At 70.9% G+C, this 15,978-nt stretch carries 9 protein-coding genes; 6 read left to right on the top strand and 3 right to left on the bottom strand.

Features of this window, described 5'->3' with window-relative positions; translation table 11 throughout:
- Positions 1-17 precede the first annotated feature (17 nt).
- Positions 18-1,184, top strand: a complete 1,167-nt coding sequence (locus FHS07_RS05375) for a cupin domain-containing protein (protein WP_183418816.1) — start codon at positions 18-20, stop codon at positions 1,182-1,184.
- On the top strand, positions 1,076-1,996 hold the full coding sequence (locus FHS07_RS05370; RefSeq protein ID WP_343054611.1) for a nitrilase-related carbon-nitrogen hydrolase: 921 nt from the start codon (positions 1,076-1,078) through the stop codon (positions 1,994-1,996). The genes FHS07_RS05375 and FHS07_RS05370 overlap by 109 nt, the downstream gene beginning before the upstream one ends.
- 19 nt (positions 1,997-2,015) lie before the next feature.
- Here FHS07_RS05370 and FHS07_RS05365 read toward each other — a convergent pair whose 3' ends face one another.
- Positions 2,016-2,942 carry a LysR substrate-binding domain-containing protein gene (locus tag FHS07_RS05365; protein ID WP_221189122.1) on the bottom strand — a complete coding sequence of 309 codons (927 nt, stop codon included), beginning with the start codon at positions 2,940-2,942 and terminating at the stop codon, positions 2,016-2,018.
- A gap of 78 nt (positions 2,943-3,020) precedes the next feature.
- Here FHS07_RS05365 and hisD point away from each other — a divergent pair, with 78 nt between their 5' ends.
- Positions 3,021-4,343: a histidinol dehydrogenase gene (gene hisD, locus FHS07_RS05360; RefSeq protein ID WP_183418815.1), complete on the top strand. Its 1,323-nt coding sequence runs from the start codon at positions 3,021-3,023 to the stop codon at positions 4,341-4,343.
- Positions 4,344-4,412: 69 nt separating this feature from the next.
- Here hisD and FHS07_RS05355 read toward each other — a convergent pair whose 3' ends face one another.
- Positions 4,413-5,627 carry an amidohydrolase gene (locus FHS07_RS05355; RefSeq protein ID WP_183418814.1) on the bottom strand — a complete coding sequence of 405 codons (1,215 nt, stop codon included), beginning with the start codon at positions 5,625-5,627 and terminating at the stop codon, positions 4,413-4,415.
- Between the two features lie 196 nt (positions 5,628-5,823).
- Here FHS07_RS05355 and FHS07_RS05350 point away from each other — a divergent pair, with 196 nt between their 5' ends.
- Both FHS07_RS05350 and FHS07_RS05345 read left to right on the top strand, forming a co-directional pair.
- A complete protein-coding gene (locus FHS07_RS05350) occupies positions 5,824-7,017 on the top strand; it encodes an NAD(P)/FAD-dependent oxidoreductase (protein WP_183418813.1) in 1,194 nt (397 codons plus the stop codon).
- Positions 7,018-7,124: 107 nt separating this feature from the next.
- On the top strand, positions 7,125-8,219 hold the full coding sequence (locus tag FHS07_RS05345; protein WP_183418812.1) for a DUF4190 domain-containing protein: 1,095 nt from the start codon (positions 7,125-7,127) through the stop codon (positions 8,217-8,219).
- Positions 8,220-8,251: 32 nt separating this feature from the next.
- Here FHS07_RS05345 and FHS07_RS05340 read toward each other — a convergent pair whose 3' ends face one another.
- Positions 8,252-10,156 (bottom strand): DUF4012 domain-containing protein, encoded by a 1,905-nt coding sequence (locus tag FHS07_RS05340; protein ID WP_183418811.1) that lies wholly within the window; start codon positions 10,154-10,156, stop codon positions 8,252-8,254.
- Between the two features lie 391 nt (positions 10,157-10,547).
- Between FHS07_RS05340 and FHS07_RS05335 the strand changes: the two genes are divergently transcribed.
- Positions 10,548-15,959 carry a FlgD immunoglobulin-like domain containing protein gene (locus tag FHS07_RS05335; RefSeq protein WP_183418810.1) on the top strand — a complete coding sequence of 1,804 codons (5,412 nt, stop codon included), beginning with the start codon at positions 10,548-10,550 and terminating at the stop codon, positions 15,957-15,959.
- Positions 15,960-15,978 lie beyond the last annotated feature (19 nt).

The raw sequence follows: 15,978 nt of genomic DNA, 5'->3' as shown, positions 1-15,978 counted from the left end.
AACGAAGGAAGAGAAAAATGAGCACGGACCACCTGAGCCACGACGCCGTCGTCGACGGGGCCGAGATCGAACGGCGCACCATCCGCAAGAGCGACTGGGCGCCGCACAACGCCGCCTTCATCGACTGCCGTACCCCCGGCTCCGACCGCAAGCAGAACTACGCGTTCATCGGCGGAGGGGTCTCGCAGAACGCCGGCCAGGTCATCAACCTGACCGAGGAGCACGGCTTCAACACCGGCGCCGCCGGCATGCCGAACGGGATCTCGAACAACCTCCACCTCCACTTCACCGCCGAGGTCTTCGTCAATCTGGGAGGCGAGTTCCGCCTGCGCTGGGGGATCGACGGCAAGCAGGGCGAGTACGTCAGCACCGACGGCGACATCATCTCGATCCCCACGTGGATCTTCCGCGGATTCACCAACGAGGGCCCCGACGACGGCATCCTGTGGACCGTCCTCGGACGCGATGTGACCGGGGGCATCATCTGGGGGCCGTCTGTGCTGAAGGAGGCGGAGTCGTACGGTCTGCACCTCACGGCCGACAACCAGCTGATCGACACCGTCGCGGGCGATGAGCTGCCGAACGACGTCGCCCTCATCAAGCCCATTCAGCAGCGCTACATCGACGCGCTCACGCCGTTCACCGTCGAGCAGATGCGCGAGCGCGTGATCCAGCCGGGTGACCGCGTGTACAGCGACAACGCACTCCTCTGCGCAAGCCTGCCCGGCGGGGCCGCCGAGCTGAGCCTCGCGATCGGTTACGGCATGACCGAGGACCGCCGTCAGGTTCCCCGCATCCACGAGCCGCACTCGTTCAACATGGCGTGGGTGCGCGCCGCGGCCGACGAGGGACTGCTCCGTCACCGCCACGACAAGAACCAGGCGGTGCTGGTCAAGAGCGGCCGGTGGGCGGTCACCCTCAACGGCGACCCCTCCACCACGGTCGAACTCGACCCGTCCGACTCGTTCTCGGTGCCGGCCGGCGCGTGGCGCGCGTTCCGCTGCATCGACGGTGGCGAGGCGGGCGCGGGCGAACTCCTCGTCATCAACTCCGGCGACGACCGCGTCTATCTGGAGTGGGCCCCCGAGGTCGTCGACGCCGCCCGCGACGCCGACTGGATGCTCGACCCCAACGGCTACCTCGCGCCGGTGGGCGTGATGGTGACGGCGACGGAGGACGACTGATCGGCGAGCGCGAGCTCACGGTCGCCGCGACCTCCCCCCGCATCGACGTGGGGGAGGTCGCGGCGAACATCGGCGCGGTGCGGGCCGCGGTCGCCGAGGCCGTGGCAGCCGGCGCGCAGCTCGTCGTGGCGCCCGAGCTGGCCACCAGCGGCTACGTCTTCGCCGACGAGGCGGAGGCCCGCGCAGCCGCACTCCGGCGCGACGATCCCCGGTGGGAGGCGATCAGCGCCGATCTCCCGGAGGGCGTCGTCGCCGTCGTCGGGTACTCGGAGGACGCGGGGGATCGCGTCTACAACAGCGCCGCGGTGCTCGCGCGCTCCGGCCGCCTCGGCGACTACCGCAAGTCGCACCTGTGGGGCGAGGAGTCCCGCTTCTTCGCGCCCGGCGATGCGGCCGGGGCGATCTTCGACACCCCCGTGGGTCGCCTCGGCGTCGCGATCTGCTACGACAACGAATTCCCCGAGGTGCCCCGCCGACTCGCGCTCGCCGGCGCCGAGGTGCTGGCCCTTCCCGTCAACTGGCCGCTCGTGGATCGACCGGCGGGGGAGCGGGCACCGGAGACGATCCAGGCGATGGCTGCGGCGCGCTCCTCCCGCCTCGCCACGGTGATCGCCGACCGGCACGGATCCGAGCGCGGTGTGGCGTGGACCGGGGGGACGGCGATCATCGACGACGACGGGTGGATCGCCGCGGCGGCCTCCGGTGGGGCGGGTCTGGTCGTCGCGACGCTGCGGCTGCGGCATCCCTTCGACAAGTCCCTGCCCCCGTACAACGACCTCTTCCGCGACCGTCGTCCCGACCTCTACGCCTGACCCCTCCGGGGTGCGTGGCTCATTGGGGGGCTACGCGTCCCGGATGCCGGGTCATCCGCGCTCGCAGCATCTGCTGCGCCATGCCGGCCAGGCGCCGCGCCGCGGGGGAGAGGTCGGCGCCCTCCCGACGGGCGAGGGCGATGGTGTCGTACAGCGGTTCCGCGAACGGGACGACCCGGATCTGCGCGGGGAAGGCCGGCGACTCGGCGATCGACCGCGACACGATGGTGTCCGCCGTTCCGGATGCCACCAGGCCCAGCGCCGTCTCGACGTTCTCGACCTCGATCGCCGGTTCCACGGAGTGCCCCTGCGCGCGCGCCCTCTCGCGCAGCTGGCGGCGCGTGGGGTCGTCCCAGCCCGCGTAGGCGTCGTAGAGCACGAGCTTCGCCGCCGCGACCTCGGCCAGTTCGACGGGCGCCGTGGGGGCGTCGGCCCGGGCGGAGGCGAAGACCACCTCGTCGCGGAAGAGGGGGGTGATCGACAGGCCGGTCTCGTCGACGGGGAGGACGAGGAGTCCGGCCTCGACCTCTCCCGCGGCGATCGAGCGGGCGACGAGGGCGGAGTTGATCCCGACGAGACGCACGCGGACACCGGGATGCCGTTCGTGGAAGCGCTGCAGCAGCTCCGACAGGTCGTAGTAGGCGGCGTTGCGCAGGACCCCGAACGTGCAGGTGCCGGCCTCGAGCGCGGTGAGCGCGCGCATGGTCTCGATGCCGTTGTGTATCGCGCCCACCGCCCGCTCGGCGTGCGCGCGCAGGGCGAGGGCCGACTCGGTCGCCACGAGGCGGCGGCCCCCGCGCTGGAAGAGCATGACGCCGAGTTCGCGCTCCAGACGGGCCACCAGCTCCGAGACGGATGCCTGCGTCGTGTCGAGGTCGACGGCCGCGGCGGTGAACGACCCCTTCTCGAGCGCGGCCAGGAAGGCGCGAAGTTGGGTGATCGTCACAAGCCAATGGTAAACCCTGTGGATTCCATCGTATCCATCGTTCTTGTGGGGGGCGTCGCGATCTTCTAGCGTTCCGGTATGCAGTTCACGCCCGCGCTCCTCGAGCGCCTCGACGGTTCCTTCCGCCACCTCAAGACGCCGCTGGTCGACGCGCCCGCCGCCCAGCGCGATCCGGCCGTCATCGAGACGGTGTCGAAGATGCTCGGCGACATCCAGCGTCGCGGTCTCGACGCGGTGCTCGACTACGCGCGTTCCCTCGACCGGTACGCGGGCGGCGACATCGAGTTGACGAGCGCGCAGATCGCCTCGAGCGGCGACCGTCTCGCCCCCGACCTCCGCGCCGCGATCGAGCTGGGGTCGGAGCGGACGAAGGCCTTCGCCGCCGAGCAGCGGGGCCGCCTGCACGACTTCGAGACCGAACTCGTGCCGGGTCTGACGACGGGGGTGCGCTACGTGCCCGTCTCCCGCGTCGGCGCCTACCTTCCGGCGGGCCGCTTCCCCCTGACCGCCAGTGCGTTCATGACGGTCGGCGTCGCGAAGGCGGCGGGTGTGCCCACCGTCATCGCCTGCACGCCGCCGCAGCCCGACGGGGGCGCGAACGACGCGGTCGTGTACGCCGCTCATCTCTCGGGCGTCGACCGCGTGTTCGTCCTCGGCGGCGTCCAGGCCCTCGCGGCGATGGCCTACGGGCTGTTGGGCGACCTGCCGGTCGACATGCTCGTGGGTGCGGGCAACGCCTTCGTGGCCGAGGCCAAGCGCCAGCTCTTCGGAACGGTCGCCATCGACCTCCTGGCCGGGCCGTCCGAGGTCGCTGTCCTCTCGGACGACAGTGCCGATCCCGAGATCGTGGCGGCCGATCTGCTCGGCCAGGCCGAGCACGGCCCGAACTCGCCCGCGGCGCTGGTGACCACCTCGGAAGAGCACGGTCGCGCCGTGATGTCGGCCGTCGAACGGCAGCTCGAAACGCTCGCCACGGAACCCATCGCGGGACCCGCGTGGCGCGACTACGGCACGGTGACGGTCGCCGCGGACCGCGATGTCGCCGTGGCCCTGATGGACGATCTCGCCCCCGAGCACCTCGAGGTCATCACCACCGACGACGACTGGTACCACGACAACCTGCGCAACTACGGCTCCCTGTTCCTCGGCACCTGGAGCACGGTCGCCTACTCCGACAAGGGCATGGCGGGCACGAATCACGTGCTCCCCACCGCGGGAGGCGCCAAGCACAGCGCGGGCCTGTCGGTGTCGCGCTTCGTGAAGCCGCTGACATATCAGCGCATCGGCCGCGCGGCGACGCCCGCCCTCGCGGAGGCCGTGCAGACGATCTCCGACTCCGAGGGGATGGCGGCCCACAGCGCGACCGCGACCATGCGCCTCGCCACCTACGCGCAGGACTGAGGCTCGCGCTCCGCTGACGTGTCTGCGGCGCCCCGGCGGGGGCCTGACGCGTCAGCGGGACGCGGCGGATCAGCCGAGGAACTCCCGCGCGGCCACGACGAGGTTCTCGACCCCCCGGTCGATGGTCGGCTGCATGACGGGCGCGAAGAACGGCGAGTGGTTCGTCGGGATGTCACGCTCCATCGTGCCGGCGGCCATGGCATCCGCGAACGCCTGCGGGTCCACGCCGCCCCAGAACCAGAACACCAGCGGAGCGCCCGACTCGCGGGCGAACCACGACACGTCCTCGCTGCCGGTGAACATGCCCGGGTCGACGACCGAGGCCTCACCGAACGAGCGCCGGAACGCCGTGGTCAGACGGGCGGTGGCATCCGGGTCGTTGATCGTCGGCGGCAGGGTGTGATCGGTGCTGATCGTGGGTTCCTGCTCGGCTCCGGATGCCGCAGCCTCCGCTCGGATGATGCGCTCGACCTTGGTCATCACGCGGCTGCGCGCGGCATCGTCGGGGTAGCGCAGGCTGAGCTCGAGCTTCGCCTCGGCCGGGATGATGTTGTTCTTCAACCCCGCGTGGATGGAGCCGACGGTGACGACGGCGACATCGCGCGGGTCGACCTCTCGCGAGACGACGGTCTGCAGGCGCATGACGGTGGCCGCGGCCATGACGACGGGGTCGATGGTCGAGTGCGGGCGCGAGCCGTGGCCGCCCCGGCCGTGCAGTACGACGGTGAGCCCGTCGGATGCCGCCATCTGGGTGCCCGGGCGCACGCCGATGACACCGGCGGGAAGCGGCGTGACGTGCTGGCCGAGCACGATGTCGGGCGTCGGGTAGCGGGTGAGCACGCCGTCGGCGATCATCGCCTGCGAGCCCGCGCCGTACTCCTCCGCGGGCTGGAACACGGCCACGATCGTGCCCGACCACTGTTCGCGCGTCGCGACGAGGCGCTCGAGCGCGCCGATGAGGGCGGTCACGTGCATGTCATGACCGCACGCGTGCATGACGGGCACCGCGTTGCCGGCGGGATCGGTGCCGCGCGCGGTGCTGGCGTAGGCGAGGCCGGTCTGCTCTTCGACGGGGAGGCCGTCCATGTCGGCGCGCAGCCACACGACGGGACCCTCGCCGTTGTCGATCCGGGTGACCACGCCCGTACGACCGACACCCTCTTCGACGGGGAGCCCCAGCTCGGCCAGGTGCCGGGCGATGACCCCGGCCGTGCGCGTTTCCTGGAACGACAGCTCCGGGTGGGCGTGCAGGTCGGTGTACAGGCTCTCGAGGTCGACGCTCATGGGTCGAGCCTACTCAGCCCCGTCGACACGCGGCCGGCGCCCACCCCGCCCGTCGAGTGTCCAGGACACGCCGGGTGCGTGGGGCGGGGGCGGCGTGTCTTGGACACTCGGCTGGGTTTTGTGCGGGGGGCTACCGGATGCCGCGCAGCCTTGCAAGGCGTCCGATCCGGTCAGGTGCGGCGGCGATGCTGACGGCATGACGACGACACACTTCGATTACCTCATCGTCGGCGGCGGAATGGTCGCCGACACCGCCGCCCGCGGCATCCGCGAGATCGACGCCGACGGGACGATCGGCATCCTGAGCGACGACGTCGACGAGCCCTATACGCGCCCCGCCCTCAGCAAGAAGCTGTGGACCGACGACGAGTTCACCTGGGAGAAGGTGCCGCTGGGGACGGCGGACGACACCGGCGCCGACATCCGGCTGCGCACCCACGCGACGGCGATCCGCCCCGACGCGCACGAAGTGGACGCCGAGGGCGGGACGTTCTCGTACGCCAAGCTCCTGATCGCCACCGGAGGCACGCCCGTCGCCCTGCCCGTCGACGATCGCTCCCACGGCGAGCGCGCCCTGACCTTCCGCACCGCCGAGGACTACCGGCGCCTGCGCGCCCTCGCCGGAGAGCTCGATCGCATCGTCGTCGTCGGCGGCGGGTACATCGGCTCCGAGCTCGCCGCCGCGCTCGTGCAGAACGGCGTCGACACCGTGCTCGTCCACACGGGTGCCGTTCTCGGCGACGCCGTCTTCCCCGCCGCTCTCGCCGAGCGCTTCGAGAAGCTCTTCCGTGACGCGGGCGTCGAGATCGTCGCCGGTTCCAAGGTTTCCGGCGGAGAGGCGGATGCCGATGGCGCCCGCCTCGAACTCGAGAACGGCGACGAGGTGCGCGCGGATGCCGTCGTGAGCGGCCTCGGCATCGAGGTGGCCACCGAGCTGGCGGAGAGCGCCGGACTCCGTGTCGACGACGGGGTGCACGTCGACGCGCAACTGAGGACCTCCGCTGACGACGTGTACGCCGCGGGGGATGTCGCCAGCTACCCCGACCGCCTCCTCGGGCGTCGTCGCGTCGAGCACGTCGACAACGCCAACGAGCAGGGCAGGGCCGCGGGCCGCAACCTCGCGGGGGCCGCCGAACCGTACACGTACACGCCCTACTACTACTCGGCGGTCTTCGGCATCCGCTACGAGGCGGTGGGCACGCTCGACTCGTCGCTCGAAACCGTCGAGGACTGGATCGACAGCGAGCGCGGTGTCGTCTTCTACCTCGACGACGGCCGCGTGGTGGGCGTGCTGCTGTGGAACGTCGAAGACGCCCGGGACGCCGCGCGCGAGGTGCTCGCTGCGGCCGATACCCTGACGCGCGACGACCTGGCCGGCCGTATCCGCTGAGCCCGAGGGTGTCGCCGCGACCCGCGGGCTAACCTGGATCGACGCTGCGAGCCCGTGGCGGATGAGCAAACGCCGCGAGCCCGCGGCGAGTGACCTCGGGAGCACCCATGGCGGCCGCCGAACTGCGACTCTCCCTCCCCGCGGATCCGGCGCGCGATGCCGTCGCCGCAGCCCTCACCGATCAGGGCTTCGAGGTCGCCGCCTCCTCCGACGCTCTGGTCGCGTCGCGGATCGCGACGGACGACGGCGACGTCGTCCCCGACCGATTCGACGTGCGCCTGTCGGAGGTGCCGGAGGGGACGCTCGCGGTCTTCGCACCCTCGGACGACGCCGCCGATCCCGCTGCGCCCACCGGCGACGCGGCGGCGGGCGAGGCCGCGCGGCTCGTCGGGGCACGCTTGGCGCAGCAGGGCGTGCTCGCCATCGCCGCTCCCGCAGCCGGCTCACTCGCACCGATACCGGCCGCGCCGCTGTCCACAGGGTCTCCCGACATGGTGGGGTATCCCGGCGGCCCGGGGGTCGACGCGCCGTCGGCTCCCGGCGCGCCCGGGGCGAGCCGCACGAACGTCGTCGCCATCGTCGCCCTCGTGCTGGGCTTCGTGGTCCCCGTGGCCGGCATCGTGACGGGCGCCGTCGCGCTGTCGCAGATCAAGCGCACCGGCGAGAAGGGCCGCGGTCTCGCCCTCGGCGGCATCGTGGCGGGAGGCGTGCTGACCCTCTTCATCTCGACCGTCGTCATCGGCACACTGGTGTTCTCGGCCTTGACGGTCGCAGGCGGGTCCGTCGACCCGTACGCGCCCCCGGAGGAGGGCGGCGTGACCGTCGCGCCCGACGAGCAGGCGCCGTTCGATCCGTCGGCTCTCGTCGTCGGTTCGTGCCTCGACGATCTGCCCGGCGGGTTCGTCGCGGCCGACAACGTCGTGGACTGCGCGCAGCCGCACTCGTACGAGGCCTTCGGCGGATTCGACGTGGCCGACGGCGCCTACCCGGGTGACGCGGCGATCGAGACGGCGGCTCTGCAGGGGTGCGAGGCGGCGTACGGCGGGTACGTGGGGGTGTCCTACCAGGATTCCCGGCTCGACTACTACTACGTGGGGCCGACGGAGCAGACCTGGGCGGTCGGAGACCGCGAGATCTTCTGCCTGCTCTTCGACCCGAACGCCGAGCAGACGGTGGGATCGCTGGCCGGGTCCGGACTCTGACGCGCCCTGTCGCGCCGGCGCGCGACGGCCGCTCAGCCGGGGATCGCTGCGTCCGGGCCGAACAGCTCGTCGCACGATGCGTCGATCGTGACGGTCGTGGGCGAGGTGAGGGGGGTGTGGCGCAGGTCGAGCGGGCCCAGGACACCGTCGGGCAGACGGATCGTCGACGAGACCGTGCGCGACTCGCCCTGCGGTATCACGACGAGCCGGCTCAGCGCGCTGTTGCCGCTCTGGCTGCCCGCCCGGTCGAACTCGGCGACATCGCCGACGGCCGGTTCGGTCGAGACGATCCGGGCGCCGGGAGGGGCGAAGAAGAGGACGTCGATCATCATCGCTGTGCGCGGGTATCCGAACCGCGGGTTGCGCGCTCCCAGCGTGTACGTGCTCTGAATACTCGACGGGATCTCGTTCGCCAGCGTGGTGGTGGTCGTGACGGTGCGCGCTGCGGCGTCGCACGAGGCGTCGACCCTCTGCCGGAGGTGGTACTCGAGTTTGCCCACCGAGTAGTCGTTCAGATACGTGCCGAGCTGCGTCGATTCGACGTTGTCCGTCCGTAGCGAGCCGTCCAGACCGAACTCCTTCGAGAGGGCCTGCGCCCCCTCGTCGCGGAAGTTCATCAGCAGTCTCTGCTCCGTCGCGGACACCTGCAAGGCGCCGAGCATCTGGGTGGGGTCCCACCGGGAGGTCGTGAGGTACTGGAAGAACCCTTGCGAGATCGCCGTGAAGAACGCGTCGGACTCCTCGCCGGTGGGGAATCTCTCGTAGGCGTCGCTGAGCAGCACCTGGACGGCGTTGTCCGCCGTGAGTTCGAGGTCGCCGTAGGTGACCGGCCCGGTGACGGCGAGCATGTGCGACAGCACCACCGGATCGATCGAGATGACCCCGTCGAACTCCTCGCCACTGGTCTGCCGCCAGAGCTCTTGGAACAGTCGGACCGTGGTGGGGAAATCCGGGGTCATCGTGAAGTCCTGCGAGTACAGCGCGAACGTCGACGGGTACAGCGCCGACGTCTCGGGCGCCAGGTCGGCGAACGGCCGCCCGGCGTCTCCGGCCGCATCGAACGTGAGCGAGTTCGCCCGGTCGAGGATCTCCACCCGGCCCTGGTCGGCGCGGACGATGAGGCTGGCGGCCGGATTGCCGCCGGTGGCACGCACCTCCGCATTGTTCTGGAAGAGCACCAGATACGTCTGGGGGGATCGACCGCCCGCGACGTCGAGGAGTGTCGGCAGGTACTTCTGCGCGACGTCGAGAAGGACGGTCGCGTCATCCATGAAGGCACGTACTTCGGAGACGGAGTCGGCGACGGGCGGCAGCAGGTCGGAGACGTCGATGGCGTCGGTCTGCCCGCGCGCGTCGGCGAACGCCGCCGCCACGAGCGGGATCGAGGCCTGCGACTCCCGGAACGGCTGCAGGTCGACACCACCGTCGGCGAGCGCGATGTTGTCGATGCTGAGCTCCGACAGGATGACCGACCCCGGGGGGAGGGCGTCATTCGCGAGAGTCTGCACCGCCGCGGTCAGATCGGTGATCGCCCTCAGATTCGCTCCCACCGCCGGAATGACCGACCCCGCCTCCCACAGGGGGCCCCGCACCGTCTGGCTCGCCCGCGACACGCGCTCCGACGCCTCGTCGGCCGCGGATTGCAGCGCGTCGGCGTCACCGGTCACCATGGCGGACTGCAGGGAGGCGATCAGCTCGTGAGCCGAGCGGAGATCGTCACGGACGCTCGCGGCCTGCGCGGTCAGCGTCACGGCCAGGACGCCCGCGACGGCGACGACCGCCCCGACGATCACCGCGGCGATGCGAGACGGTCGGCGATACCACGGGCGTCGCGCGTTCTGCGCGGCTTCCGCTTCGGCCCGGCTGCGTAGCGCGCGCCGCGAATGCTCCCCCGCCGCGGGGCGGGGTGGCTCATTCCTGCGCGCGCGGCGGGTCATGTCGACGATTCTAAGGTCGTCGCACCCGGCCTCTTTTTCGCGATGAATGCCGTCACCGTGTGACACCCGATGAACGTCTCCGTCGAGAATGCGCGCGCGGCCCGGCCGGTCCGGTGCGGGCATGTCCGGCGTCGTCCTCCCCGCCCTCGCGCGTGATGCGGGTCGATCGGCAGGGCGAGGCGGGGGATGAAACGAGCTCGACGATCATTCGAATGAGCCGTGAAAGAGAGCAGGATACGACTCGACCGGCCCGAAATGCGCACGATAAGACAGAAATGGTAGCGCAAACATTGGCCGTCGTCTTCACCTTTGGAATGGCTTGTCTGCGCGCTTCCCACGCAATATTTTGTGCCGTATACGGGGTACCGGGGTGTGGCGAATGGAGCTGGACATGAGGCAGCAGCCGTGGCGCAACAGCATGCGCGGAGTCGCTTCGCGCAGTGCAGAACGAGGGCGGGACCGCGAGGGCGCCGGCCATCGCGAGGCACCCCGTCGCACGCCGGCACAGCTCGCACGCGCAGCGGGTGCGCCGTCGGTGTCGGCGGCGCTCGTCATGCTGATGGTCCTCACCGGCACGGTCGGCGTTCCGACGGCCGCAGCCGCGGCCGAGTCCGGTGTGTCCGTCGACACCTTCGATGACGCCGCGCCCCGCGTCTCGACGATCACGGGGTCGGCCACCCCGTCTCGATCGACCGACGCGACCGAGGGCGAGGCGGCACTCGCGGTCGCCTACGACGTCACCGACGGCATGAGCGAGGTGGCCTATCCGGCGGCCTCGGCGCCGTCCATCCCGCCCTCCACGACCGCCCTCACCCTCGATATGAAGGGCGACGGCACGTACAACACCGTGTACCTGCGTGTGCGCGACGCGAGTGGAGAGACCTTCGTCTACCGCGTGGACGCGATGCGCGATTCGGTGTTCCAGACCCTCACCGTCGACCTCACCGGCACCCCCGTCGCGCGGGAGGGTGGTAACGCCGACGGTGTGCTCGACACTCCGCTGACGGTGGCAGGGATGCTCGTGGTACGAAACGGCGCGCAACCGCCGACGGGCACCTTCGTGATCGACGACCTGCGCGCCGTCACGACCGGGTGGGGTCTGCCCGTGGCATCCCCCTCGTTCTTCGACCCGCGCGCGGGTGCCGACGCCGAGGTGTCGTTCGACGCGGCCGGGCCCGGCGAGTGGGAGCTGCGCCTCATCGACGAGGGCGGGCGGACGCGGACCCTCGCCGGTGCCACCGACGGTGCCGGGACGGTGCGGACACCGTGGGACGGGCGCGACGACGCCGACCAGACGATGACCGGTCAGGTGCGTGGAGTCTTCCGTCACGCGGCCTCCGCGAATGGGGTGGTCGGCGCCGCGCTCACGGTGGGTGTCCCGACACTGCTGACCGTGGCCGAAGCCGACGACGACAGTGCGACCTCGCTGATCGAGGGCTTCGAGTCGGGCGGCGACGGGTGGAGCGTGTCGACCGGATCCGCGAGCGTCGACCGCGCCGGGGTGGCCGCATCCGGCGACGTGCGGCGGACGCAGGGCGATGATGCACTGAGCATCGACTACGACCTCGGTCAGGGCATGGTGAGCGTCGTGCGCAGCGCCCCCCTCGACGTCTCGGACTCCCCGGTGCTCGCGTTGAAGGTCGACATGCGCGGCGACAGCACGTACAACACCGTCTACGTGCGGGTCGCCGATGCCACCGGCGAGGCCTTCACGTACCGCGTCGACGCCATGCGCGATGCGGTGTGGCGGACGGTGGCGGTGGACATGACGCAGGAGCCGGCACTGGTCGAGGGGGGCAACGGCGACAGGGTTCCCGACATGCCCCTCACCCTCGCCGGATTCTTCGTCGTGCGAAACGGCGAGCAGCCGGCGACCGGGTCGCTCCTGCTCGACAACCTTCGCGTCGTCCGCAGCGGCTGGAGCATGCCGCAATCGGACGTCGACTTCCTCACTCCCGAGTCCGGAGAGACGGCGACCCTCGACTTCGACGCCGCATCGGCCGGCAACTGGCTCATCGAGCTGCGCGACCAGGAGGGACGCGAGCGACGCATCCCCGGCCGGGCCGACGAACCCGGCGACGTCACGGTGGCGTGGGACGGCAAGGCGGGCGAGGGCGTCGAGATGGAGGGCCCGATCCGCAGCACGCTCCAGCACGACTCCTCCCCCGACGCGGAGTGGTCGGCGACGCCGGCGCGAGCGGGTACGCCCACCCTGCTGACCGTCGCGGCGGCTCCGACCGCGACGGCGCAGACCTCCGAGGACTTCGAGGCGGCCGCGTCGACCTGGCGCGTCGCCATGGGGACGGCATCCATCTCGCGGGTGAGCTCGCCCAAGACCCAGGGCGCCTTCGCCCAGCGCATCGACTACGACGTGTCGTCCGGTCTCGTCGAAACCGTGCGGAACACCCCGGCGACCGTCGTCGCGCAGCCCGCGACGGGCTTGCGGGTCGACATGCGCGGAGACGGCTCGTACAACACGGTCTACGTGCGAGTCCGGGATGCCGCCGAAGAGGTGTTCACCTACCGCCTCGACGCCATGCGCACGACGGCGTGGACCACCATCGATGTCGACCTGACCGCTCCCGCGGCCCTGATCGAGGGCGGCAACGGCGACAAGGTCCTCGATCTGCCGGTGCAGCTGTCGGGGTTCATCGTCGTGCGCAACGGAAACCAGCCGGCCACCGGCTCGGTCGTGCTCGACAACGTGCGGACGCTGTCGACGGGGTGGACCCTGCCGCAGGCGGCGACGTCGTTCTACACCCCGACCTCGCCCGCCACCTCGCTGTCGTTCTCGGCCGCGGGCCGAGGCAACTGGAGCATCCTCCTGACGGACCAGGAGGGTCGCACCAAGACCCTCACGGGCTCCGCCCAGGCGGCCGGCACCGTCTCGGTGGCCTGGAACGGAACCGATGACGCCGGCACCCCGATGCGCGGAGACGTGCGTGCCACCTTCGCGCACGACGACGCCGCGCCGGCGTCGACGGTGGCATCCACGGCGTCGCGCAGCGGCATCCCCCTGCTGCTCACCCTCGCCCACATCGACACCGACGCGACCGTCGCCGACGGCTTCGAGACCGCGGGTGAGGAGTGGATCTCGGCCAGCGGCACCGTGACCCCGAGTACGTCGACGAGGGCGACCCAGGGATCGGGAGCTCTCGGGATCGCCTACGACGTGTCGTCTGCGGACGCCGAGATCGAGACCACGACCACGCCGGAGGCGTTGCTGACCTCCCCCGCCTCGGCGTTGAAGGCCGATCTGCTGGGCGACGGCAGCTGGAACACGGTCTACCTGAAGCTGCGCGATGCGACCGGGGAGATGTTCTTCTACCGCGTCGGCGCGATGGGCCTCTCGCGTTGGACCACCGCCACGATCGATCTCGGCGAACCGGCGGCCACCACGCATCTCGGCAACGACGACGGCATCCTGGACTATCCGGTGGCTCTCGTGCGGGTCATCGTGGTGCGCAACGGATCGGCCGCGCCGGCCACGGGAACGGCGGTGCTGGACAACCTCCGGGTCATCGATCAGAACTGGACGCTGCCGACCTCCAGCACGGCGCGGTTCTCTCGCGCCAACGCCGGAAGCACGACGGTCTCGTTCACCGCCGGCGCCCCCGGCGACTACGCCCTCACGCTCCACGACAACAGCGGGCGCACCCGCACGGTCGCGGGCACCGCGGCGGCATCGGGGGAAGTGAAGGTGACGTGGGACGGCACCGATGACGCCGGCGTCGGCATGACGGGAAGCGTCTCCGGTCGCCTCGCCTGGGACACCACCCCCGACGGGACGCTCACGTCCACGGTGCAGGCGGCCCAGCCCTACCTCACCGGTATCTCGGCCCGACCGAGCGTCGCCTCGCCGTCGTCGATCAGCGGCATAAACAGCTTCCTCACCGAGCAGGACGCCCCGGCCGAGGCCGATCGTCAGGCGGCCCTGCTCGAGGACGCCTCGGTGCGCTGGGCGCGGGAGGAGTTCGAGTGGAAGCGGGTGGAGCCGCGCAAGGGGTATTACGACTGGGCGAAGTTCGATCAGGCGGTGGCCATCAGCCGGGCGCGCAACGTCGACATGATTGGCAAGCTCGTGTACTCCGCTCCCTGGGCGTCCTCGGCGCCGGCGGGCACCCCGGCGGCCGACGCGCAGTACTACCCGCCCGCGGACAACGCCGACTTCGCCGCGTACGCGGCGGCGACGGTGGCCCGGTACAAGGACCGCGTGCGCGTGTGGGAGGTGTGGAACGAGCCGAACACCGAGTACTACTGGCGTGGTGGTGCCACCGCGCAGCAGTACGGCGCGCTGCTGAAGGCGACCTACGACGCGATCAAGGCGGTGGACCCGACCGCGACGGTGCTCGTGGGCGGACTGGACCAGTTCAGCGACCCCTTCATGCAGGGCGTCCACGCCGCCGGGGCGGGCAACTCCTACGACGCTCTCGCGATCCACGTGTACACCGTCGACGGGGCACCCGAGATCGGGGCGATCCCGACGTACCTCGACGCGGCGCAGGCGTTCCTCAACCGCAACGCGCCCGGCCGCGGGTTGTGGATCACCGAGGTGAGCTGGTCCACGTGCACGACGTGCCCCGGGGCGACGAGCGAGGCGGATCAGGCGTCATATCTGAAGAGGATCTATCTGGATGCCGCGGCCCGCGGCATCCGGGGGATCGCCTGGTACAACCTCGTCGGCGGGAACGACCCCGAGTCCTTCCTCGACACGTACGCGGTCACCGAGAAGTCGGGCCGGCTGAAGCCGGCGTACACCGCCCTGAAGGAGGTCGGTGCCGTGCTGGCCGACGGTGCGGCGGTCGGTCGCGCCGGCGTGAGCGCGACGAGCACTCCGACGCGCGTGGACGACATGGCATCCGCCAACGGATACGCCGCCTCCGGGATCAACGGGGGCACGGCGACCCTGCGCACCACGTCGACGGTCTACGCCGGTAGCGGCGCCCTGCAGTTGTCGTACGACTTCTCGGGCTCATCGCGGGGAGCCCAGATCCAGACCGACAAGACGATCTCGGGCCAGCCGACCGCCGTCTCGGTATGGGTGAGCGGCGACAACAGCGCCAGCCCGGTCTACCTGAAGATCAAGGATGCCACCGGCGAGACGTTCCAAGGACTCGTGGGCAACGCCGTGGGCTCCGCCTGGACGAAGATGACCCTGTTCTCCGACGGACTGAACGCCAACTACACCCGCTCGGGCGGCGACGGAGACGGTGTCTGGGACTACCCCATCAAAGTCACCGACATCTTCGTCTACAAGAGCACCTCGGGGGTGTCGTCCGGGAACATCTCGTTCGACGACCTCACCGTCGATTCGGGCGTCAACCTGCACGGCACGGTGTTGCAGACCTCGGCGGGCACCGTGCAAGCCCTCTACACGAACAAGGCCGCGTCGGTGTCGGTACCCGTGTCGGGTGGGTCGGCCGCGATCTGGACGCAGAACGGCCTGGCGCCGGTGCCGGTGGCGAACGGACGCGCGTCGGTGGCGCTCACCTCGGCGCCGACCTTCCTCACCTCCTCGCCCGCGGTGACGCCCACCACCACGACGCGCGGGAGCACGGTGACGGTGGACTGGGTCTCGGGGGAGGCGAGCGTGACGACGGTCAATGTCGTGAACTCCTCGGGCGCCGTGGTGCGGACGCTGGCATCGGGAAAGCGGTTCGGCGCCGGGGCGCAGACGCTGCAGTGGAACGGACGGACCTCCAGCAACGCCATCGCCCCCGCCGGCGCCTACACGGTGCGCCTGACCTTCACCACGGCGGACGGTCGCGCGAGGATCGCGAACCTGCCCCTCACCCTCACCTGAGCGAGGTGTCGGAGGCGTC

It is taken from the genome of Microbacterium proteolyticum, from assembly GCF_014192415.1.
In the GTDB taxonomy this organism is placed as follows: Bacteria; Actinomycetota; Actinomycetes; order Actinomycetales; family Microbacteriaceae; genus Microbacterium; species Microbacterium proteolyticum.
The sequence above is the reverse complement of the archived record's forward strand: the minus strand, read 5'-3'. Positions and strand labels throughout refer to the sequence as shown.

Coding starts and splice junctions, on each gene's coding strand:
- FHS07_RS05355 (WP_183418814.1), bottom strand. CDS start 5,627: ATGAGCGTCGACCTCGAGAGCCTGTACACCGACCTGCACGCCCACCCG.
- FHS07_RS05340 (WP_183418811.1), bottom strand. CDS start 10,156: ATGACCCGCCGCGCGCGCAGGAATGAGCCACCCCGCCCCGCGGCGGGG.
- FHS07_RS05375 (WP_183418816.1), top strand. CDS start 18: ATGAGCACGGACCACCTGAGCCACGACGCCGTCGTCGACGGGGCCGAG.
- FHS07_RS05335 (WP_183418810.1), top strand. CDS start 10,548: ATGAGGCAGCAGCCGTGGCGCAACAGCATGCGCGGAGTCGCTTCGCGC.
- hisD (WP_183418815.1), top strand. CDS start 3,021: ATGCAGTTCACGCCCGCGCTCCTCGAGCGCCTCGACGGTTCCTTCCGC.
- FHS07_RS05350 (WP_183418813.1), top strand. CDS start 5,824: ATGACGACGACACACTTCGATTACCTCATCGTCGGCGGCGGAATGGTC.
- FHS07_RS05345 (WP_183418812.1), top strand. CDS start 7,125: ATGGCGGCCGCCGAACTGCGACTCTCCCTCCCCGCGGATCCGGCGCGC.